Raw genomic sequence first — 22,223 nt, forward strand, 5'->3', positions numbered from 1 at the left:
TTTTTAACCGAATGTCGGGCAGAATTCCCTAACGTTCCATAACTTAGGGATGAATGCCCGACCAACATATAAAACTGCGAAGCATCCTTATTTCTTAGTTTCTAACCCTCCTGACTGGTTTTTGATATATTCTTTGACCACTTCTAACGGTGCGCCACCACAAGAAATTATACATTTAGAATCATGCCATAATTTGGCTCGCTTTCCCCAGTAGAAATGAGAAATATGTTCAGAATATTTGTTCCTTAGAATACGACTACTAGCTGATTTGAGAGCAGCAACTAAATTAGAGATATTATTATCAGGATGTAAGTCAACTAATAGATGAACATGGTCAGGTTCTAAATTACATTCCAGTAGATAACTATTATTTTTTTCTAAGACTCGATTAAATATTTCTTTTATATCATCTAACATCTCTTGGGTTAATACGTTTCGTCTATATTTCGTAACAAACACGATATGTAAATGAATAGAGAAAACTGCATGAGAAATTTTCCTAAGTTCAGTGTGTTGCATTTTGGGATTATAGTGATATAATTATACTAAGTCTTAGAGCGAGAGAATAGCAATTAATAGTTATAATGCCTACTGTTGTTAGACGATATACATTTCGACTATATCCTAATAAGTCTCAAACGTCAAAGCTATTTGAGGCCAGGCGGTTGCATTGTTATCTTTATAACGCAGCTATTTCTCAAAGGAAAACTGACTATCACTATTTTTCAAAATCTGTCACTTATCTTCAACAACAAAATGCTTTACCTGCTTTCAAAGAATGCTGGCCAGAGTATCAAGAACTAAACTCTCAAACCTTACAAGCTACTCTTAAAAGGGTGGACTTAAGTTACAATCGATTTATCAAAGGTTTATCTCAAAAACCAAAGTTCAAATCGATTGGGAATTATTCAGGTTGGACTTATCCAGGTCATAGTGGATGGGAGGCTTTAACTGAGGGTAAACATGGGCAAGTTCGTTTGAGAGATTTAGGCATAACTATTAGAATGAGAGGGCAAGCTAAACAATGGGGAACTCCCACAACTTTGACCATTATTTATAAGCCTTATCTCAATCAATGGTTTGCGAGTTTTACCGTCAATGTTCAAGTTTCTGAGCAAAAATTTGGGTCGGATAGTGACCTTACATATCAATCAATTTTATCTATTGATTTAGGAACTGAAACGGCTTTGACGGCCTACAATGGACAAGAGTTTCTAGAAATAGAAAATCAAAGATTTACTAGGGCGGCTGAAAAAAAGATTAAGTCGGCATCAAAAAAACTAAGGAGGAAAAGATGTCCTAACTACAAGAAAAAAATTAAAGCTTCTAAACGTTGGAAGAAAGCTAGAAAGCAAGTTTCTAAACTTCAAAGAAAAGTGGCTGCACAAAGAAAAAATTGGCAACATCAAGTAACTACAGATATTTCTCGTCGTTATGACATCGTAGTTACGGAGAAGTTAGAAACTAAAAAGATGACTCGTAAGGCTAAAGCAGGTAGTAAAAGAAAGCGTCAGAAAGCTGGACTTAATAAGTCAATTTTAGATGTAGGTTTTGGCACTCTTAATAAAATGATTACCTATAAAGTTGAAGCCAAAGGTGGGTTAGCTTTATTTCTTCCTACCAGGAAAATTAAACCTTCACAACGTTGTCCGAACTGTGGAACTGTTCACAAAGATTGGGCTAATTTATCCAATCGTTATCATGTCTGTAATCATTGCAACTTTGAAAATGGACGAGATAAATCCAGTGTGATGGTCATGTATAATGTTGCTACCTATCAGCAACCGGGGTTAGGAACTCACCTCGAAATCGTGGATCTCATAAGCTCTACTTCTCGGACTCGTAAACATACTGGCTCTATGAAGCAACTTGGGGAGATGAAGCGACAAAAATCTCAACAACATAAGAAAAGTTTGGGGTCTTTAGAAACCCCAACTTCTCAAAAGTTGGGGTAGTTCATTAGTTTCTAATTCTTTTATTCTACCTTGCCAATTTGCGATCGCTTTTGGTGGATCTCCTGTTATTAATAAACTAGGAGCAGTATTTTGTTGACTTATTAACTGTTGTGCTTCTAATTTTTTAACTGTCTTTAAAATTTCTCCTGTTTTGTCTTTAATGTCTTCTTGATTGGCCTCACTACGTTGAAACCCGAATTTAACAATACCGAATAACTCATCTAATTTAACATCAATATCCTTTAATAATTCTCGAATATTCTCAAACCCTGAATGAATTTGATTACCTAATTTTATAAAAGCTTCTGTATTATTAGATTGTAATGCAGTTAATTGTTGATCAATTTTACTGAATTCACCATTAAGATTATTTTTAATTTCTTCCTTATTTTCTACTGTACAATCATATAATTTAGCCAACTCTGTTAATAAGTTACTATTTTCTCCTGAGTTATTAATACTTAAATTATTCAATTTTTCTAAAATTAAGTTATTACCTTCATTTATTCCCTGTTGTAACTCTTTAAACATATCCATAGTAAACCCTGCAAATGCTTTTCCCCCATTAGCAAAATCTTCCTTTAATACTTCCCTAAATGCTTTTAAAAAGTTATTTGATAAAGCCTCTGCGAGATTATAAATAATCTTATTAATTACTATTTCTTCTTCTTCTATAGTTTCTAATTCAGATAATATTTTGCTGTTTTCAATAATTACTTGTACTAAATTTCCCCAAATTTTCTTATCCTTAATTTGATCAGTATTAAATACCCGTGAATATTTTACATCATCGGATGTTTGTAACATTAAACAAGATAAATTATGTTCTTGTATTAGTATCAAACTTGCTTCATCTAAAGATATAATTCCCTCACTGCAAAGTTTTACCCAGTTATCAACCGTATATTTTCCTAACTTTTTAATATGAGGTTTATAAGCAAGATTAACTTTATTTTCATCCTTCGCTGTTTGTGCAATAATAGCAGCGATCGCAATTCCTACTGCTTTTTTTAAATCATTATTTTGTAGAATTGTGTCATTATCTTGTAATTTTTCCCCAATTTTATCCCATACCACACTGCCATCATTAGCAATAACCCCTCCCAATACACCCACCAAAGAATTGACTCCCCCTGCTAACAGTAAAGTTGCTAAAGCAGGAGTTTCAATGGTTGATAATAATACACTGCCTACTGTACCAGCAATACCCAAGACAGAAGCGGTTAAAAGTCGTTTCATTCCATCAGATAATCGTTAACTCTTTTGCCTTATTATAGCGAAATAATAAGATTTCTCGTTTGAATAATTTACCATTGAGAAATATCCAAAACATTACCAAAAAGAATTTGTAATCAATCAATATTGATGGAAATTAGCGAATTACTGGAAAAATGAGATGATTCTAGTGCAGCATCGCAATAATAAACCTCTTACAAAAATATTTTATGCTACAAAGAGGAGCTATTTTTTTGACAATTACAGGCCGATTTAGTATCAGGATTTTATTGTCAAAATAGATTCATTTTTTGCTCATTAACTAATATAAAAGTTAAGCAATAAACCCACAACTAAAATTAATTGTGCTGTTAAAATAATGATATAACTAGCAAACTTAATCCGTATTATACCCAACAATAAAATTAAACTAGAAATATTAAACAAAGAATTTAATAATAAAAATACTAAACCAGAACCATATAAAATAGAAGATAAAATAGGAGTTAAAAAATAAGCAGAATTGAGAGAATTAAGAGATAATAGTAAACCAAAGACTATCATAATTAATAGTTGATTTAAAGGAGTTTCACCCCATTGTAAAAGTTGTGCTTGAGGGAGAAAAAATTGACAAGCTGTAGAAATAGCAATTCCCACTACAAGAAAACTTCCTAATTCAATAAACTCTCGAATTATATTATCCAAAAATAAAGATAGTTGTTGCCATATCCCCACAGAAGTTCTAACATTACCCTGAGATTCATATACTAAATTACCTGCACGGTGAAGGGGCTTAAAAGCCTCTAAACCTGATATAATAGTGCCAGAATGAACCAGAGTAGAACGACTTTTTAGCACAGAAGATGACTCATCTACTACTATGGATTCTTCTGAATAAGCACTAAAAATTAAACCCACTATAATACTAATTAACCAAACTCCTAAAATTCTTAAAAATACTAACGTAGGATGATCTCCCAAAACTTGCCAACTGTTACTAATAACAAAAGGATTAACAGTAGGAGAAGCGATCAAAAAACTAATACATAAAGGAATAGAAAAACCCTGTAAAAATAATCGTCTTACTATGGGAAGATTACCGTATTGTCCTACTGGAAGCAAAAAGCCTAAACTACTACCAATAATAACTGCTAAAATACGAGTACGGGGTAATTTAGCAACTAATTGATGTTCGTCAATAAACACTAATAAAATACTGGATATAACAATACCAATAAGAAGAAAAGGTAAAGAAATTAACAGGTTACTGACAAATAAGGTATAGATATAATTCAGTTGAGACATATTTAAAAGAAGTTAGAAGTTAACCCACTCTATCCTACCCTAACCCTACCCCAACTCTACCCATCTTTAACCCACCCACAACTCTACCCACCCCTAAACTCTCCCAGGAGGGAAACTAAGACGCTAATGTATAGTTGTTTCAAATAAATTTGAGACAGAGTAATTTGAGCATCTTGCTCACTATGCTAACAAGAAACGGGGTAGATTTTGTCTCATTTTTTCTTGAATTAACTATCTCTCAACTCTGATGTCTATGAACAACTCAGGGAACAATATAATGCACTTTTTCAACCAAATGTCAAGTAGATTTTTTAGCATTTGCTGCTTCTCCACAGGTTCGAGGAGTGGGAAAAAGTTTACCTGGGTTGGCTAAATTATCGGGGTTAAACACTTTTCTTACCCATTGCATAGTTTCTATGTCTATTTCGTTAAACATATAAGACATATATTCATTTTTATCGGAACCAATACCATGTTCTCCTGATAGACTGCCTCCTAATTCTACACATAATTTGAGAATTTCTCCCCCTAATTCTTCTACTTCTTCCCATTGTCCAGGAACCGAATTATCATACAAAATTAAAGGATGTAAATTACCATCTCCTGCATGAAAAACATTGGCAATACTATAACCATATTTTGCTCCTAACTGGTCAATTTTTTCCAGAACAGTGGCCAGTTGTGTACGGGGAACTACACCATCTTGAACAAAATAATCAGGACTAATATTACCAGCAGCAGCGAAGGCAGCTTTTCTTCCTTTCCAAAGTTTTAAACGGGTTTCGGGGTCGTTTGCTGTTGTAATTTCTCTCGAACCATTTTGACGACAAATATCAGCAACTTTATCCTTATAAGCTGCCACTTCAACTGGTAATCCATCTAATTCTACTAATAAAATCGCTGCTGCATCCCGTGGATAACAATTGGTTTTAACTGTATCTTCTACCGCATTAATGGAGAAATTATCCATAATTTCCATACCGGCAGGAATGATACCAGAACTAATAATATCAGCCACAGCTTGACCCGCAGATTCAACTGTAGTGAAATCCGCTAATACCACACAAATAGTTTCAGGGGTTTTGAGAATTTTTAAAGTGACTTCTGTTGCTATGCCTAACGTTCCTTCTGAACCCACAAATAACCCGGTTAAGTCATAACCTGGCATTTCAGGAATACTACTACCAACTTCGATAATTGAACCATCAGGAATAACTAATTTTAAGCCTAAAACGTGATTGGTTGTTACCCCATATTTTAAACAGTGAACCCCACCAGAATTTTCTGCTACATTACCACCAATAGAACAGATAATTTGACTAGAAGGATCAGGAGCATAATAAAAACCGGCTCCACTAACTGCTTGGGTTACCCAATTATTAATAACACCAGGTTGTACCGTCACCCGTTGATTTTCTAAGTCAATGTCAAGAATTTGTTTCATGCGCGCTGTTACAATTAACACGCAATCTTCTACTGGTAACGCACCTCCAGATAGTCCCGTTCCGGCACCTCTGGCCACCCAAGGGATTTGATTGTCATGACAGATTTTAACAGCAGCGGCCACCTCTTCTGTGGTGCGAGGTAACACTACAATGGCCGGACGTTGACGGTAAGCGGTTAAACCGTCGCATTCGTAGGTCAACAATTCTTCTTTGCGACGAATGACCCCATCTTTACCGATCGCTGCTTCTAAAGCTTTGATAATTGGTCGCCATTTTTGATCTGTCTTGTTTAAAATCCGATTTAATAACATGGGGTTATAATTAATTCTTATATTTTATTGTAGCTGATGTGTTGCCTTTCAGGTATTAAATCAAGTTATTTTAGTTGATTTCGGTTTAAAATATTAATATCATAGACAAAAATTAGGAGATAACTAGATGTTGAAAATTAATAAGCATTATGTCTTAGATCAAAATAATAATCCGATCGCAGTGCAGATTCCAATTGCTGAATTTGCAAAAATAGAAGAAATCATGGAAGATTATGGACTAGGAAAACTTATAGAAGAAGTGGAAAATGATGAAACCTTGTCTAAAAAAGAAGCATTAAAATATCTAGATCAACCATTTAACAAGCAGGATGCTTATATTAAGCTAACACGCATTTAAACGACGTATTGAGAAGTTAGCCAACAAATAGTAAAAGCCTCACCCCGTCACCCCGTCACCCCATCTCCCCGTCAGTAACTGCGGAGTGATTTAACTGCTTACAGTTTAATTAATTATCCTCGGCAAACATAGCTTCTCGCTTATTAGAAATCGGCCAATCTTCATTTTCTCCGCCAATAATTAATTTTTTAATAACAACTAATTCTTGACTTAATTGAGTTAAAGAATTGATTAAAACATCGAGGGCAATTAAATCACTGGTTCCCAGATCAAACCAACAACGACCCCAAACTCCTTCGTATTCAAATTCAGCCATATTGTGCATGGGAGCCATCATCATTTCATCGGATACTTTAGTGTTATAATCCATATAACTAATTTCTACTCCCATATCTTGAACCTGAAGATTTTCGGCATTAAACCCCCCCAGTTTACCTAAATAAAACCAGGAATTAAATACCTCTTCTAAATACTGTTTTTCCATAGGAGCAGGAATCGTTTCAAACTCCAACCAAATCCAAACATTAAAAGGATTAAACTCTCTAAATTGAACTTCCATAAGACCATTAACTAAGAACTAACATCACTATTTCTATTATTAAACTTCCAGAGCGCACTGGACATCCAATTTGTAATAATATGGGCCGTAATAGGAACCAATAAATTATCAGTCATTAAAGCACTATAACCAAGAGCAAACCCGACAATAGTTGCCCAAACCACATAAGGCCATTGTTGGGAACCACTTAAATGCAAGACCCCAAAAACTAAACTAGATAAAATTAGTGCGAAGAAATCGTATCCTAAAGCCGGTAACATCACCCCACGAAACAATAATTCTTCACTGAGACCGGGTAATAAACCTAACCAAATTAAATCAGGCCAAACTAAGGGTTTTAACACTAATTGTAGGTAAGCATCTGCACTTTGACTATAAGCCGGCCACAAACGATAAACAATACTACTAGCAATAATAATTATAGCGGCTAAAGCAGCCCCATAGAGTAGTCCATCGGTAGAAAATTCAATCTTTATTAAAGCAACAGAGCCAAAATATTGCCATAGTTTAGCGATGATTAATAAGATAATTGCAGTTACTCCCATCACCACTAAAATTTGGGTGCGGGTTAACGGTTCCATATCAAAAGAATTGGGATTAGTCACAGGCTTGAGAAAGAGAGGAAATAATAGGACGTAAGGGATCAATACTAATGCCGGCTTTATGGGCCACCAACACACCCAACGCCTCTAAATATGAGTTTACCGCAATTACCTCCATTCCTAAGTCTTCAGGGGTAACATTGAGGGCAGTTGTATTGTCTTTAACGGTGATAATACGGGTATTTGCTCCACTAAAACTGAGGATCGCACTACCACCACAAGCGGTATGAGGAATCACCACTGCATCCACTTCATCGGCCCAGATACTATTGGTTTGGGGTTGGCTGACAAACTGGGGCGCACGACTTAACCCTACTAATACACAGGGTAAAAATGTGTAGCCTAACTCTTCTGCTGCGGACCGAGGGGAAATTTCTTCATCCACTGGTAAGGGTTCTAAGGCCGGCGCATGGGCGCAGGGAAGGGCAAATTCACGGACAATCAGGTGAGAAATGACTGCTTCTGCACCGGCTAAGGGATCGACCCCTTGGCCGTGACGATAGTTATCTAAGACGAGACTATCTATGTCATCGGGGAACCTGGCCACAACTGCGATGGCCTCTGCTTTACTTTGGCTGATCAACTTGTCTGCTGCCCTCAGTAAACTTTCGGGGTGGCCAATGGTTCCCCAACTGGCTCCAGAATCGGCTGTACGCAGTTCTACTTCTAAAGGTGTGTCCGTTACTACATAATCGGTTAAAGTCAGTCCTAGAGTCGCTCTAGTGGCATCTGCTGCTTGAATATGACGGGTTCTTAATTCGGGTTCGATACCTCGATCCAAAATTAAGCCGACTCGGTTTTGATGGACGGGTTTCAGTCCCCATCTTCCTTGGGCAAAGCGATCTAAACCGTACCCTTCTACGTAGAAAACATTGTCTAGGGGCCAATACAGTTGCGCCCCATTTAAGACGTTAGGGTGAGTAATTAGGCGATCGCATACTTTAGCCATAACTTTAGCTACGGGTAAAGCATCTCCTGCATAACCACCAATAGCAGCACCAATACCCGTAGGAACGATTAATACGGCGGTATAAGGACGATTAATCATTGTTTATCATTTACAAGTTACTCAGTTACCGCTCACTGCTCACTGTATCACTGTTTACTGGTAACAATGGCTTCTACTTTGGCAGTTTCTTTCTCCTTATCTACTTCGGTAATGGCCCAGCGTAGGGGTTCCCCTTGTTGTTGCAGAGTTTCCTCTACTTGTTTGACAGTGAGAGGGGTTTCTTGAAGATCGATTTCTGCTTCGATAAAATGGGTTGTCATAATTTGTTTTACCTAACAACTGACACATATTAATCACTCTATCACCTTAGCCAACAGAAGACAATCTTAGTTAACAACTAAATGGTTCTAAAACTTGAGATAAAATAGTAGCCATTGAGTCTAAACTATAGGATTTAATACATCTTTCTCTGGCTTTTTTACCTTTTGTTTGTGCCTCTTCTAAATGATTAAAAATCCAGTCTATTTTATTAGCTAATTGTTCAGGGGAACTGGGGTCAACTAAGTATCCAGTATCTCCTAAAATTTTGGGAATATCCCCTACCTTTGTGGCTAAAATAGGTTTGGCCATGGCCATTCCATCGGTTAATTTTAAGGGAAACTGAGCTTGTGTCGCTGGTGTATCTTGTTGGGGAACTACTACTAAATGAGCAGTGGACACAATTTCTGGCATGGCGTTAACTGGAGATTTTGGTAGTTGAATTAACCACTTTCCCCATGTTTCTTGAAGTTTTTTGTCATAGTTATCGTAGGGACTTCCGCCAACAATTACTAATTTTAATTCTGGATTATTAAGTTTATCTAAGGCTATTAAAATGTCTTCTACACCTTTATATGGACGTGGTGCGCCAGGAAACATAATAATTTTATATTTTTCTAAGTTGTATTTTTGACGACTTTTTTGGGTGTCATATTTCTGGGGATCAAATAAGTCTGTATCTTTACCATTAGGAATATAAAATCCTCCAAAACGTTGTTGAATAAATTGGGTGTGTAGGGTTATTTTATCTGCTAAAGAAGCTAATTTTTCTATCTTTTGTAAGTAGAAAGGATGATCAGGATGTTGTAAAGGTGCATCACCTTTAAATAAGTCCTCGATGAACTTTTTAGGAGTAAAATTATATCGCCAACCATCTCCTCCAAACCAACTCATTTCCCAATCATCAATATCGACAATTAAAGGACGATTACTTAAGTATTTTTTGAGCAAGGCAATACCATAACTACTGGGTTTTAATTTAACAGCGTAGAGTATATCTCCGTCAATTTTAGGTAATAATTGTTTCAGCGATCGCCACGTTCCCCCAAATTTTGCATAATAAGGACAAGGAATAGAAGTTATGGGTAAATCTTTGGGTAATTCTGCTAACCCATTTTCCTCATAAGCGATGCCAAAAATTTTGACGTTATGTCCTAATTTTTGTAAAGCTTGTGTTAATAAAAAGGGTCTGATAGCCCCTCCCCAACGACCTGCACCTTTACTGGATAAATCACTTACAATTAGAGAAATATTCAGTTTACGATTAGATTTAATTATATTCATAATATTAATTTTTATCTTGGTTTAGTTTTTTTTGCAAAGCAATAATTTTCTTTGAGATGGTAAAATAATAACTCAAATATAGCGTTTCTCGGACTCAATATGTACACTTAATATCGCGCTTCAGAACTACGAACTCCTAAAACTAGAAAACCGTGTACTTCGCAAGTATGGTAACTGCTATAGTTTTGCTTTATTTCTATTATTTAAGTTGCTGATTCAACCAACTTAAATAACCTTCACTTCCTTGTTGAATAGGTAAACTAATAATTTCAGGAACTTCATAAGGATGAATCTCTTTTATGGTATTTTCTAGGGTCTGATAATATTGTTGACTACTTTTGATTAAACAGATATACTCTTCATCTTGACATAGTTCATTTTCCCAATAATAATGACTACTAATAGGGCCAATAATTTGCACACAACCTGCTAATTTTTTAGCTAACAAGGTTTGAGCAATTTTATTGGCATTTTCCTTGTTTGGTGTGGTTGTTATCATAACAATAAATTGTGAAGACATAAATTCTATTTTTTCTCTATAGTGTTTATATTTGAGTTGTGAACACTGTAACACAAGCAGACTAAGCTAACACGCATTTAAACGACATATTCTAAAATTAATTGCATAATCTCAAAACTTTTTTTAGGTAATAAACGATGAAAATTAAGGATATTGGGGAACAAGGATTACTCAAAAAATTACAATCTTTTTGTCCCCATGATATAATTGGGGACGATGCTGCTGTTTTGTCCCTTGATGCACAGAAACAGTTAGTCGTAACCACCGATGTTTTAGTGGATGGGGTACATTTTAGCGATATTACTACTCCACCTCACTCTGTTGGTTGGCGTGCGATCGCGGCTAATCTCTCTGACTTGGCTGCAATGGGAGCTAGTCCCCTGGCCGTTACTGTTGGCTTAGCTTTACACGGAGAACTTTCTGTAAACTGGGTGGAACAAATGTATCAAGGCATGACCAGTCTCTTAGCTGGATATGATACACCGATAGTTGGGGGGGATATCTGTCGTTCTCGCTTAACAACCATTAGCATCACAGCTTTGGGTCAAGTTAATCCTAATCATGTTATTAAACGTTCTACGGCTCAACCTGGAGAGGTGATTGTGGTGACCGGAGTTCATGGGATGTCACGGGGAGGATTAGAATTATTACTCAATCCCAGTTTAGGAACTCATCTCACTCAACAACAGCGAAATAAACTCATTTCTGCCCATCAATACCCTCAACCTTGTTTAGACCTACTTACTCACCTCTGGGAGATGATGGAAACAACTGTAATTACAGGGATGGACAGTAGTGACGGTTTGGGGGATGCTGTGCTGCAAATCTGTGCTTTGAGTGGTGTTGGCGCACAGATAGATTTATCCAGCTTACCTTCAATATCGATGATATCACAGTGGTTTGGTGCAGAGCAAGCTTTAAATTGGGTATTATATGGGGGAGAAGATTTTGAATTAGTGTTATGTTTAGCCGAAGAAAAGGCGAAGAGACTGGTTGAAATAGTGGGAGAAGAAGCGAAAATTATTGGCAAAATTGTTGAAGAAAAATCAGTAATATTAATGGATGGTGAGAAACAAGAATACTTGAATTTTGGTGAGACTTTTCAGCATTTTTAATAAGGGTTTTAATTTATTAAAAACATTAATAATAATAGATATAATAATGAATTTATTACTTTCAATTCCGCCCACATCGGTTATTTTACTAAGAACAGGAGAACATCTAACTTTAGTATTAATAGCAATGATAGTTGCCACTGGGATTGGTATTCCTCTGGGTATTATAATGAGTCGCTATCCAAAATTAGCTAATCCCATTTTATTAGTGACGAATGGAGTACAAACTGTTCCTAGTTTAGCTTTATTTGGTTTTTTAATTACTGTTCCCTTGGTCGGTGGAATTGGTAAAAGACCTGCTATTATTGCTTTAATTTTATATGCTTTACTACCGATTATAAAAAATACTTACATTGGTATTACTCAGATTAAAAAAGGAGTAAAAGAAGCAGGAAAATCTTTAGGATTGACTCCTCTCAAAATTTTGTTGTTTATTGAGTTACCTCTGGCATTAAAAGTGATTTTAGGAGGTGTAAGAATTGCCTCTGTTATTTGTGTTGGTATTGCCACCATTGCAGCAGCCATAGGAGGAGGAGGGTTAGGAGTATTTATTTTTAGGGGACTTTCTACTGTTGATAATACTACAATTTTAGCTGGTGCTATTCCCTCAGCAATTATTGCTTTATTGGTAGATTGGGGACTAGGTTCCTTAGAGAATAATTTGACCCAAATAGATGCTAATAAGCACAGGAATAAACAAACATATTTTATAATTTTAGTGATCATTGTTTCCTTGATATTTATTATTTTCGGTCTGATTAATCAATCGCAACGTAAGATTATTATCGGTTCAAAAAATTTCACTGAACAAGTAATTTTAGGAGAAATTGTAGCCCAACAGATTGAACATAATAGCGATTTGAAGGTTGATCGTCGCTTTAATTTAGGAGGTACTTTTATTTGCCATGAAGCAGTTAAATCAAAAAAAATAGATGGTTATGTCGAATATACTGGAACAGCTTTTACTGCTATTTTGAAGAAAAAATCTATTAATAATTCTCATCTTGTTTATCAAGAAGTAAAGAAAATTTATAATCAAGAATTTCAATTAGAAGTAATGCCATCTCTCGGATTTAATAATCAATACGCCATTTTAGTTAGGTCAGAAGATGCTAAACAGTATAATCTAGAAACTATTTCAGACGTAGCTAAATATACTCCCAAATGGACAGCAGGGTTTAGTTATGAATTTTTAGCGAGAGAAGACGGTTATCCTGGACTTTCTAATACCTATAATTTACAATTTGCTCAGCAACCAAAAACAATGGAATTAGGTTTAATGTATCGCGCTTTAGCCAAGAAAAATGTAGATTTAGTAGCAGGATTTTCTACAGATGGATTGATTGATGTTCTTGATTTATATAGGCTAAAAGATGATAAGAAATTTTTTTCCCCTTATGAACCAGTTCCTGTGTTTAATCAAGCAACATTAAAACAACATCCCAATCTAACTACAATTTTACAAGAACTATCAGGACAAATCTCCTCAGAAGAAATACGACAGCTTAACTATCTTGTTGATCATGAAAAACAGTCAGTTACTGAAGTTGTTGAGTATTTTTTAAGCAAGAAAAATTTTAATAGCAATCATTAATCAGTTGTAATAATTAAATTTGAGTACAAGGGAACAGGTAACAGGTAACAGGAAATAAATAATAATCATCTCTCATAAATCATTCATAATTGCTATATGTTATAATTACGAATGTTGTAAAAATTAATTAATTGATAACTTTGTGAGGAACAAAATGAATAGCAAACATAGAATCAAAAAAATAATTCAAGGAGTAACATTCATATCAATTGCCCTAGTTTCTTGGGGACAATCTATGAGAGCGATCGCTAATGAGACTCCCTCAGATTCAATAAGTAACCCTTTACTTGAAACAGAATGGCAGTTAGTAAGTTGGACAGAAAAGCAACTATTAACTAAAGAAAACTCTACCATTATGTTTGAAAAAGATAGACTATCAGGAAGTGGAAGTTGTAACCGTTACACAGCAGGATATGCAGTACAAGAAAATGCCATAAAAGTTGGTTTAATTGCTTCGACTCGGATGGCTTGTCCAGAAGAAATAATGAACCAAGAAATGACATTTTTATCAGCTTTAGAAGGGGCAAAAATTTATAGTATTAATAGCGATGGAAAATTACAAATTGCTTATATTAAGCAAAAAGAAATTGGCATAATGACCTTCAAAAATATAAGTGATGATAACAGTAAAATGCTAGAAAAAACAGTTTACATTGCTCCTGAAACTGTAAATTGTGTTGGTGTTGCGCCTCAAAAATGCTTACAAATAAAAGAAAATTTAGAAGATGATTGGACATTTTTTTATGGAACTATTGAAGGATTCAACTATGAACCTGGATATTTTTATCAGTTAAAAATTGCTCAAAAAAAAAATTAAACCCTCCTGCTGATAGTAGTAGTATTCAGTGGTCACTGATTGAAATGCTTAGTAAAGAAAGAGTCAAAGAGAGGACTAAAATATGGCTAGATAAGGAACTAAAAAACTGGAATGACATCGGAAAAATGATTCCTAATGCACCCAAAATTGATGCAGACCTTCCCACTGTTGATAGATGCAAAAATCAAATCAGAGAAGCAAAAACACCTCAAGAACGATCTATTATTAAAGCAGGTTGGGAATTATTTGGACCTCAACAAATATATAATGAAACCATTGTGATCACTGCTATGAGTGGAGTCGATGGAATGTGTCGTCCGTTGGGATATCAAGCATTTGTATTTGTCGGAGAACAGTTTGCGGGAACCTTATCCCCTCAACCTATGAACTCTCGAACCGATGGAGATATTTCTCGCATTTTCCTCAATAATTCTTCTGATTTATTAGTAGAATATAAGCGTTATGATAACAATGATCCCTTATGTTGTCCTTCTGCAATCAGTAGACTATCATTTAAAATTGAACCGAAAAACGCTCAACCTCTTTTAAGTCCTGTTAGATTATTAGATAACTCCTGATAATGATATTAAAGAGATTATTAGTACCTCGAAATAACAATTTAGGCTTCTAGTGTCATGCCAACAAAAAACCTCGGCACATCGCCGAGGTACTCTAGGAGAACTCAATATCAATGGGAGATACAGAAATTACACGATTTTAGACTACAAACAAAGAAGATATAAATTAAAATTTTGTTTATTGTCCCTGTGTTAACTAATGTAACAAGAATGTTAAATCTTGTCAACAACCCCTTGACAAAAAAAATCTGGGTTAGACATTCCACACTTCCCAATGGGGAGACTGGGAGACTGGGAGACTGGGAAACTGGGAGACTGGGAGATGGGGGGAGACGGGGAGACGGGGAGACGGGGAGATGGGGGAGCAAAATATTAATATTGTTTCTAGTTTTCCCACACTCCCCACACTACCCACACTACCCACACTTCCCACCCTCACTCAAGCGAGATTTTGATACACTCAATTGAACAGTTATCATGTTGATTTAGGGAACTAAAAATGTGTATGATAGATCGTTGGACTAGATTTAATTTGTTAAGAGTATTGTATTTGACAAAAACTTTAAGCTAAATACTGAGATAATTAACCGTTTTCGCCAATAAAAGTTGAAAATTAAGCCTTTTACCTACTGTTGAGAACCATCAAACATGAAACCAGCACAAGATACAAGATTCGACTACGTAAAAATTGGATTAGCATCCCCCGAACGGGTTCGTCAATGGGGAGAGAGAACCCTTCCTAATGGGGTTGTGGTCGGAGAAGTGACCAAACCCGAAACCATCAACTATCGAACCTTAAAACCAGAGATGGACGGACTATTTTGTGAAAGGATTTTTGGTCCGTCGAAAGACTGGGAATGTTGGTGTGGTAAATATAAACGAGTTCGTCACCGAGGTATTGTTTGCGAACGCTGTGGGGTAGAAGTAACCGAATCCCGTGTGCGTCGTCATCGTATGGGCTATATTAAACTAGCAGCCCCCGTAACTCATGTTTGGTACCTCAAAGGTATTCCCAGTTACATGAGTATTTTACTGGATATGGCATTAAGGGACGTAGAACAAATCGTTTACTTTAACGCTTATGTAGTGCTTGACCCAGGAAATGCCAGTAATTTAAGTTATAAGCAACTTTTAACCGAAGATCAGTGGATTGAAGTTGAAGATCAGATTTATGCCGAAGATTCTGATTTATATGGTATAGAAGTAGGCATAGGTGCAGAAGCCATTCAACGGTTACTGCAAGAAATGAACCTGGATGAGATAGCCGAAAAATTACGGGAAGATATCGCCCAAAGTAAAGGACAGAAGCGCGCTAAACTGATTAAACGCTTACGGGTCATTGATAACTTTATCGCTACCGGGTCACTACCAGAATGGATGGTATTGGATGTTATCCCCGTCATTCCCCCAGACTTACGCCCTATGGTACAGTTAGATGGCGGTCGTTTTGCAACCTCAGACCTTAACGATCTCTATCGACGGGTAATTAATCGTAATAACCGTTTAGCCCGTTTACAGGAGATTCTCGCCCCGGAAATCATTGTCCGTAACGAAAAACGGATGCTACAAGAAGCGGTTGATGCTTTAATTGATAACGGAAGACGAGGCCGTACCGTTGTCGGGGCCAATAATCGTCCTTTGAAATCTTTATCCGATATTATTGAAGGGAAACAAGGCCGTTTCCGTCAAAACCTCTTAGGAAAACGGGTTGACTACTCCGGTCGTTCTGTAATCGTGGTTGGTCCAAATTTGAAGATTTATCAATGTGGCCTACCCCGTGAAATGGCGATCGAGTTATTCCAACCTTTTGTTATTCATCGTCTCATCCGCTTAGCGTTGGTGAATAATATTAAAGCGGCCAAAAAGCTGATTATTAAAGGTGACCCCAGTGTTTGGAATGTCTTGGAAGAGGTGATTACCGGACACCCTGTCCTACTCAACCGCGCCCCAACTTTACACCGTTTAGGGATTCAAGCTTTTGAACCTATTTTAGTGGAAGGTCGTGCTATTCAGTTGCATCCTTTGGTCTGTCCTGCTTTTAACGCTGACTTCGATGGTGACCAAATGGCAGTCCACGTTCCTTTGTCTTTGGAGTCCCAAGCAGAGGCAAGATTATTAATGTTAGCTTGCCATAATATCCTTTCTCCTGCAACCGGTCGCCCCATTGTTGCACCATCTCAGGATATGGTATTAGGCTGTTATTATTTAACCGCAGAAAACCTTCAGGCGCAAAAAGGAGGTGGTCGTTATTTTGGTAATATCGACGATGCTATTAAAGCTTATGAACAGGGACTGGTGGACTTACACGCTTATATTTGGTTGCGTTGTGCAGACCCCAATGAAGAAATTGTCACAGATAAGCCGGATGATGAAGTCTTAAAAACAGAAACCCTAGAGGATGGTAGTGTTGTTAAACATTATCGTGAACGTCGGGTTAGGGAGATCGATGGTGAAGCGGTTTCTCAGTTTATTAAGACTACTCCAGGACGTATTATCTACAACAAAACCATCCAAGAAGCTTTAACGATGGTTTAAATAATAGGTTTGGTAGAAGTTTCGACTTTTACCAAACTTTTTTGATTTTTCTTGTCATTCCTAACAATTAATAATTAATAATCTATAATTTATAACTATCATTCCCAGGTAATCCGAATCTCCATAACCTCCTCATCTTTAATTTTGATCCAGTGAAAAATATTCTCACACTCCTTATTTAAACTAACATAATCTTCTAATTTTATTTTTATATGAGACATCTAAATCCAGGAGAAACGCTCCAAAATGGACGTTATACTATTAATTATATTTTAGGTGCTGGTGGTTTTGGTATTACTTATCTAGCAACAGAAACCCCCTCAAATAATCAAATAGCTATTAAAACATTAAACGCAACAGTACAAGGAAAAGATAATTTTCTAGATTTACAAAATAAGTTTATTAAAGAAGCTTTTTTATTAGCAAAATGTAGTCATCCTCATATTGTTAAGGTTCATAATGTCTTTGATGAAGATGGACTTTGGTATATGGTCATGGAATATATTAAAGGGGATGATTTAGCAGTTTATTTACAAAAAAATGGGGTGTTACCAGAAGCTTCTGCTGTACTAATAATTCAACAAATAGGGGAAGCATTAACTTATATTCATTCTCAAAGTTTTTTACATAGAGACGTAAAACCAAATAATATTTTATTTTCTGAAAATAATGCTAAGTTAATTGATTTTGGTATAGCGAGGGAGTTTACCGCAGGTGAAACTAGAACCCATACTAATTATAGAACAGATGGTTATGCACCTCCTGAACAAGACGAAGAACGAGCAAAAAGAGATATTTATACTGATGTTTATGCTTTAGCTGCAACCTTATATAACCTATTAACTGATCAAGTTCCTCTTCCTGCAAACTTTCGTGTTCAAAATATTCCTTTACCTCCTCCCCAACAGTTTAATAATAAAATAAGCGATCGCACTAATAACGCTATTCTCAAAGGGATGGAATTACAACCCGAAAACCGTCCCCAAACCATCCAAGACTTTCTATCACTATTAACCCCCTTTAGTAAGGGGGAAAGAGGGGGGATCAACCCGTTAATAATGTCCCCCCTAACCCCACCCAAAAGAGATGATTTATCATCAGATAGAGGAGTAGATTATAGTAAATTAAGAGACTTGTTAAAAGCAGGAAAGTGGAAGGAAGCAGATGCAGAAACAGCAAAAGTAATGCTTCAAGTAGCAAACCGCAGTGAAGAAAGATGGTTAAGGCGTAACGATATCGATAACTTCCCCTGTACCGATTTACGCACCATCAATCAGCTTTGGTTAGACTATAGTGAGGGTAAGTTTGGCTTTTCTGTTCAAAAGGATATTTACCACCGCTTAGGAGGCACAAGAGACTATAATGCAGAAGTCTGGGAAGCCTTCGGTGATGCCGTGGGATGGCGAAAAGGAGGAAGTTGGTTGAACTACGAAGATATTACATTTAAAAAAGCATCAGCACCTGGAGGACACCTCCCCATTTATAGACGATTGATCGTTGAGTATAGTGCCGGTGTTGCGTGGATCGCGATCGCAGGTGAGGTTCTCTTCTCTCGCGTCGAGACTTGTAAAGTGTAGCATATAAGGCTTGTAGAGGAATTTTAAGAATATATTTTTGTAGGGGCATAATATTATTATGCCCATCATTTTATGTATTGTTTATTAGTGGTTAATTATGATTAATATTTAATGGTATTTGTATTTGATATTGTTGGGTTTAATGGTTTTATTAGTTTAACAGTATGGTGGGTTTAACAGTGTTAAACACCTACGGGATATATTCTATAATTAGAATTATTGAGTTATTAAAAAAAATTATGAGACAGTTTGCTGAATGGAAAAAGAATTTAATAATAAATGACAAGATAATGGGAGGAGAAGCAGTATTTCCTAATTCTAGGTTATCAGTAAGTCATATTGGTGGAATGTTAGAAAAAGGAGAATCTTATGAGGTTATTTTAGAAGATTATCCCTATTTAACTGTTGAGTATCTTAAGTTTGCAGAGATTTATGTTAAAACTTATTCCCAGGTAGAAACAGTCAAAAAATAATCAAATTCTTAGTAGATTAGGATCTGTCTCCAAAAGTTGCACAACATCTCTGTGAAAATTATTTAAACGAGATATTGTATAATAAAAGAATAGCTTAATTTTACCTTGAAATCATGAATACTCTTAAATACAAAGTAACAATTAAAAACGGTAAACTTGATTTACCACCATTAGACTTACCAGAAGGAACCATTGTTGAGGCAATTTTATTAATAAATGAACCAGGAAAAACAGAAGTAGATGAAACAGAATATTTATTATCTACAGAAGCAAACCGTCGTCATTTGATGGAAGCATTAGAAGAATTAAAATATCCTGAGAATTATATTTATATTGATCCTGAAACATTATGATAAAAATTGCATTTTTACCGCGAGGGTTTGATGAGTTTAATAAATGGGCAATAGAAGACAAAAAAATTTATAATAAAATTGTCACCCTTATTAAAGATATCCAAAGAGATCCATTTTCTGGTCTAGGAAAACCAGAAGCATTAAAATATGATTTATCAGGTTTATGGTCACGACGTATTACTAATGAACACCGCTTAGTTTATAGTGTTACTGATGAAGAAATTGTAATTGTTTCTTGTCGATTTCATTATTGATAAATTTTCACCTAAAATAAGGATGTAAATGTATGAGATTAATTATTGAAGTTAATAATGATGAGGAATTAAAACAAGCACAATCTTTTATTTCATCTCTCTCTATTTCTTCTGCTAAGATTCAATTCGCAAAAAAAGAAAAAATTAAAAAATTACTGAGTTGGTGTGAGCAGAATAAATTCAGCTTAGAAAGTAATGTTATTCTCTCTAGAGAGGAAAGAAATGCAAGATGAAAAATAGTATTTATTGACACTAATATTTTCCCTCTATTTAGGTTTAATTATTAACGATTAAAAAGAACAATGGATAAAGTAACATTAACCATAATTGAAGGAAAATTAAAGGGAAAAACCTTTGAATTTACAGATCGAACAACTTGTATTATAGGTCGTCATCTTGACTGTTATCCCAAACTTCCTGATGATGCAGATCATAACACAATTTCCCGTTATCATTGTTTATTAGATATTAATCCCCCCGATATTCGAGTAAGAGACTTTGGTAGTAAAAATGGGACTTATGTTAACAATAAAAAAATAGGGCAAAGAGAAACAAACCAAACCCCAGAAGAAGCAGCAAAAATAAAATTTCCTGAATATGATTTAAACACAGGAGATGAATTAAAACTGAGTGAAACTATTTTTCAAGTATCCATAGAAATAGAAAATAAAACCGCTAAAACTTGGAAACCTGAACCAATAGAAAACTCAAATAAATTTAACTTTTTAAACTTCTTACAAAATCTCTTAAAACGTGCGCAAACAGAAGAAAATTTAAGCAGCTTAAAGGATTATGAAATTATCAAAAAATTAGGAGAAGGAGGTTTTAATCAAGTGTTTTTAGCTAACAATAAAAAAACAGGAGAAAACGTTGCTTTAAAAATGCTCTTACCCCAAGTTGCTGCTAATGATTATGCGGTAAAATCATTCTTAAGAGAAGCGGAAAATACCAAAGCTTTAAACCATCCCAATATTGTACAATTAAGAAACACAGGATATGATCAAGGAACCTTTTTCTTTACCCTAGAATATTGCAATGGGGGAACCGTAGAAGACTTAATAGAACAACGAAGTGGTAAACTAAATATTGAGCAATCATTGAACATTATTTATCAAGTTTTAGACGCTTTAATTTATGCTCATAATGCAGATATTCCCAACGTAAAACAAGCAGATGGAAGCATCAAAAAAGGTCAAGGATTAGTCCACCGAGATATTAAACACGGTAACATATTTTTGGTAAAAAGTCAAGGTGAGTTAATAGCAAAATTAGCAGATTATGGACTATCAAAAGCATTTGATTTAGCCGGTTTAAGTGGACAAACTATGACAGGAAATAAAGCAGGTACTCCCCTATTTATGTGTCGTCAACAGGTATTAAACTTCAAATATGTACAACCGGAAGTGGATATTTGGGCAACGGCAGCAACCTTATATTATTTGTTAACAGGATACTTTCCCCGTGACTTAAATAATAAAGATCCTTTTTTGGCTATTTTACAAGATTCTGCCGTTTCTATTCGTCAACGAAATGTTAATATTCCTGATGGTTTAGCTAATATTATTGACCTCGCTTTACAAGATAACCCTGAACTGTATTTTAAAGATGCAGAAACCTTTAAAAAAGCATTAATTAATAGCTTATAAACTGAGTTCAGAGTTCGGAGTTCAGAGTGGAATCTTTACAATTAGAGATGTGATAGAATAATTAAAAGAAAAGAGTTGGACATAAGCCGGATTCTGTTCAGTGGAGAGTTATCTATCTAGGACGTATGTTACCAAACGCCTCATGCGGTACACCTAAAACGGGACAGGAAAAAGACCAACCTTTTGCCCCTCCGACCTTGCTCCCAACCGGGGTTTACCGAGCCAGTACCTCACGATACTGCTGGTGCGCCCTTACCGACACCTTTGCACCCTTACCTCTTTTAGCTATCAGTAATTAACTGTTCACTGTTCACTGAAAAAGGCGGTATTTTTCTGTGGCACTATCCTCACGCTCACGCGCACTGGTAATTATCCAGCAAGTCTGATCTTTCGGGAGTCCGGACTTTCCTCGAATGAGTTCATAAGACCCATTCGCAACTCTCGCGCCAACTCTTTTCTA

At 35.8% G+C, this 22,223-nt stretch carries 23 protein-coding genes and 1 other RNA gene; 13 read left to right on the top strand and 11 right to left on the bottom strand.

Features of this window, described 5'->3' with window-relative positions; genetic code table 11:
• Positions 1-87: 87 nt before the first annotated feature.
• Positions 88-519, bottom strand: coding sequence for an IS200/IS605 family transposase (gene tnpA / locus QNJ66_RS20190; RefSeq protein ID WP_300510170.1), 432 nt, complete (start codon positions 517-519; stop codon positions 88-90).
• Positions 520-584: 65 nt separating this feature from the next.
• Between tnpA and QNJ66_RS20195 the strand changes: the two genes are divergently transcribed.
• Complete coding sequence (locus QNJ66_RS20195; RefSeq protein ID WP_300510171.1) at positions 585-1,955, top strand: transposase; 1,371 nt, start codon at positions 585-587, stop codon at positions 1,953-1,955.
• On the opposite strand, the gene QNJ66_RS20200 is transcribed toward QNJ66_RS20195, so the two are convergent.
• The 3 genes from QNJ66_RS20200 to glcD all read right to left on the bottom strand — a co-directional run bounded on the left by QNJ66_RS20200 (position 1,923) and on the right by glcD (position 6,231).
• A complete protein-coding gene (locus tag QNJ66_RS20200; protein ID WP_300510173.1) occupies positions 1,923-3,194 on the bottom strand; it encodes a hypothetical protein in 1,272 nt (423 codons plus the stop codon). The genes QNJ66_RS20195 and QNJ66_RS20200 overlap by 33 nt on opposite strands.
• 294 nt (positions 3,195-3,488) lie before the next feature.
• Positions 3,489-4,475 (bottom strand): permease, encoded by a 987-nt coding sequence (locus tag QNJ66_RS20205; protein WP_300510175.1) that lies wholly within the window; start codon positions 4,473-4,475, stop codon positions 3,489-3,491.
• Positions 4,476-4,773: 298 nt separating this feature from the next.
• Complete coding sequence (glcD, locus tag QNJ66_RS20210; protein WP_300510178.1) at positions 4,774-6,231, bottom strand: glycolate oxidase subunit GlcD; 1,458 nt, start codon at positions 6,229-6,231, stop codon at positions 4,774-4,776.
• A gap of 127 nt (positions 6,232-6,358) precedes the next feature.
• On the opposite strand from glcD, the gene QNJ66_RS20215 reads away from it, so the two are divergent.
• Complete coding sequence (locus QNJ66_RS20215; protein ID WP_300510180.1) at positions 6,359-6,589, top strand: hypothetical protein; 231 nt, start codon at positions 6,359-6,361, stop codon at positions 6,587-6,589.
• A 109-nt stretch (positions 6,590-6,698) separates the two neighbouring features.
• Here the strand turns inward: QNJ66_RS20215 and QNJ66_RS20220 are convergent, their stop codons facing one another.
• From QNJ66_RS20220 to cutA, 6 genes are all read right to left on the bottom strand, one after another.
• Positions 6,699-7,148: a DUF3531 family protein gene (locus QNJ66_RS20220; protein WP_300510182.1), complete on the bottom strand. Its 450-nt coding sequence runs from the start codon at positions 7,146-7,148 to the stop codon at positions 6,699-6,701.
• 11 nt (positions 7,149-7,159) lie between these two features.
• The gene (locus QNJ66_RS20225; RefSeq protein ID WP_300510184.1) at positions 7,160-7,753 is read right to left on the bottom strand and encodes a CPBP family intramembrane glutamic endopeptidase; all 594 of its coding nucleotides are present in this window, start codon (positions 7,751-7,753) and stop codon (positions 7,160-7,162) included.
• Positions 7,746-8,798, bottom strand: coding sequence for a DUF3326 domain-containing protein (locus QNJ66_RS20230; protein WP_300510186.1), 1,053 nt, complete (start codon positions 8,796-8,798; stop codon positions 7,746-7,748). Before QNJ66_RS20230 ends, QNJ66_RS20225 begins: the two co-directional genes overlap by 8 nt.
• Before the next feature lie 47 nt (positions 8,799-8,845).
• A complete protein-coding gene (locus QNJ66_RS20235; RefSeq protein ID WP_300510188.1) occupies positions 8,846-9,019 on the bottom strand; it encodes a hypothetical protein in 174 nt (57 codons plus the stop codon).
• A 70-nt stretch (positions 9,020-9,089) separates the two neighbouring features.
• Complete coding sequence (locus QNJ66_RS20240) at positions 9,090-10,301, bottom strand: glycosyltransferase family 4 protein (RefSeq protein ID WP_300510190.1); 1,212 nt, start codon at positions 10,299-10,301, stop codon at positions 9,090-9,092.
• Between the two features lie 199 nt (positions 10,302-10,500).
• Positions 10,501-10,821: a divalent-cation tolerance protein CutA gene (gene cutA, locus QNJ66_RS20245; RefSeq protein WP_300510192.1), complete on the bottom strand. Its 321-nt coding sequence runs from the start codon at positions 10,819-10,821 to the stop codon at positions 10,501-10,503.
• Positions 10,822-10,958: 137 nt separating this feature from the next.
• Here cutA and thiL point away from each other — a divergent pair, with 137 nt between their 5' ends.
• From thiL to QNJ66_RS20300, 11 genes are all read left to right on the top strand, one after another.
• Positions 10,959-11,936, top strand: a complete 978-nt coding sequence (gene thiL / locus QNJ66_RS20250; RefSeq protein ID WP_300510194.1) for a thiamine-phosphate kinase — start codon at positions 10,959-10,961, stop codon at positions 11,934-11,936.
• A gap of 46 nt (positions 11,937-11,982) precedes the next feature.
• The gene (locus QNJ66_RS20255) at positions 11,983-13,530 is read left to right on the top strand and encodes a glycine betaine ABC transporter substrate-binding protein (protein ID WP_300510196.1); all 1,548 of its coding nucleotides are present in this window, start codon (positions 11,983-11,985) and stop codon (positions 13,528-13,530) included.
• 154 nt (positions 13,531-13,684) lie between these two features.
• Complete coding sequence (locus QNJ66_RS20260; RefSeq protein WP_300510199.1) at positions 13,685-14,347, top strand: META and DUF4377 domain-containing protein; 663 nt, start codon at positions 13,685-13,687, stop codon at positions 14,345-14,347.
• 44 nt (positions 14,348-14,391) lie between these two features.
• Positions 14,392-14,925, top strand: a complete 534-nt coding sequence (locus QNJ66_RS20265; protein ID WP_300510201.1) for an LppP/LprE family lipoprotein — start codon at positions 14,392-14,394, stop codon at positions 14,923-14,925.
• 648 nt (positions 14,926-15,573) lie between these two features.
• Entirely contained in the window at positions 15,574-17,460 is a 1,887-nt protein-coding gene (locus tag QNJ66_RS20270) for a DNA-directed RNA polymerase subunit gamma (protein ID WP_300510202.1), read from the top strand.
• Positions 17,461-17,672: 212 nt separating this feature from the next.
• On the top strand, positions 17,673-19,037 hold the full coding sequence (locus tag QNJ66_RS20275; RefSeq protein ID WP_300510204.1) for a serine/threonine-protein kinase: 1,365 nt from the start codon (positions 17,673-17,675) through the stop codon (positions 19,035-19,037).
• A gap of 239 nt (positions 19,038-19,276) precedes the next feature.
• Complete coding sequence (locus tag QNJ66_RS20280; RefSeq protein WP_300510205.1) at positions 19,277-19,510, top strand: DUF433 domain-containing protein; 234 nt, start codon at positions 19,277-19,279, stop codon at positions 19,508-19,510.
• A 113-nt stretch (positions 19,511-19,623) separates the two neighbouring features.
• Positions 19,624-19,863 (top strand): hypothetical protein, encoded by a 240-nt coding sequence (locus QNJ66_RS20285; protein WP_300510206.1) that lies wholly within the window; start codon positions 19,624-19,626, stop codon positions 19,861-19,863.
• Positions 19,860-20,117, top strand: coding sequence for a Txe/YoeB family addiction module toxin (locus tag QNJ66_RS20290; protein ID WP_300510207.1), 258 nt, complete (start codon positions 19,860-19,862; stop codon positions 20,115-20,117). Before QNJ66_RS20285 ends, QNJ66_RS20290 begins: the two co-directional genes overlap by 4 nt.
• 32 nt (positions 20,118-20,149) lie before the next feature.
• Entirely contained in the window at positions 20,150-20,350 is a 201-nt protein-coding gene (locus QNJ66_RS20295; protein WP_300510208.1) for a hypothetical protein, read from the top strand.
• Between the two features lie 69 nt (positions 20,351-20,419).
• Complete coding sequence (locus tag QNJ66_RS20300; protein ID WP_300510209.1) at positions 20,420-21,763, top strand: protein kinase; 1,344 nt, start codon at positions 20,420-20,422, stop codon at positions 21,761-21,763.
• A gap of 67 nt (positions 21,764-21,830) precedes the next feature.
• Here the strand turns inward: QNJ66_RS20300 and rnpB are convergent.
• Positions 21,831-22,217: RNase P RNA component class A (gene rnpB / locus QNJ66_RS20305), an RNA gene on the bottom strand.
• Positions 22,218-22,223 lie beyond the last annotated feature (6 nt).

Origin of the sequence: Crocosphaera sp., assembly GCF_030064895.1 — a bacterium.
In the GTDB taxonomy this organism is placed as follows: Bacteria; Cyanobacteriota; Cyanobacteriia; order Cyanobacteriales; family Microcystaceae; genus Crocosphaera.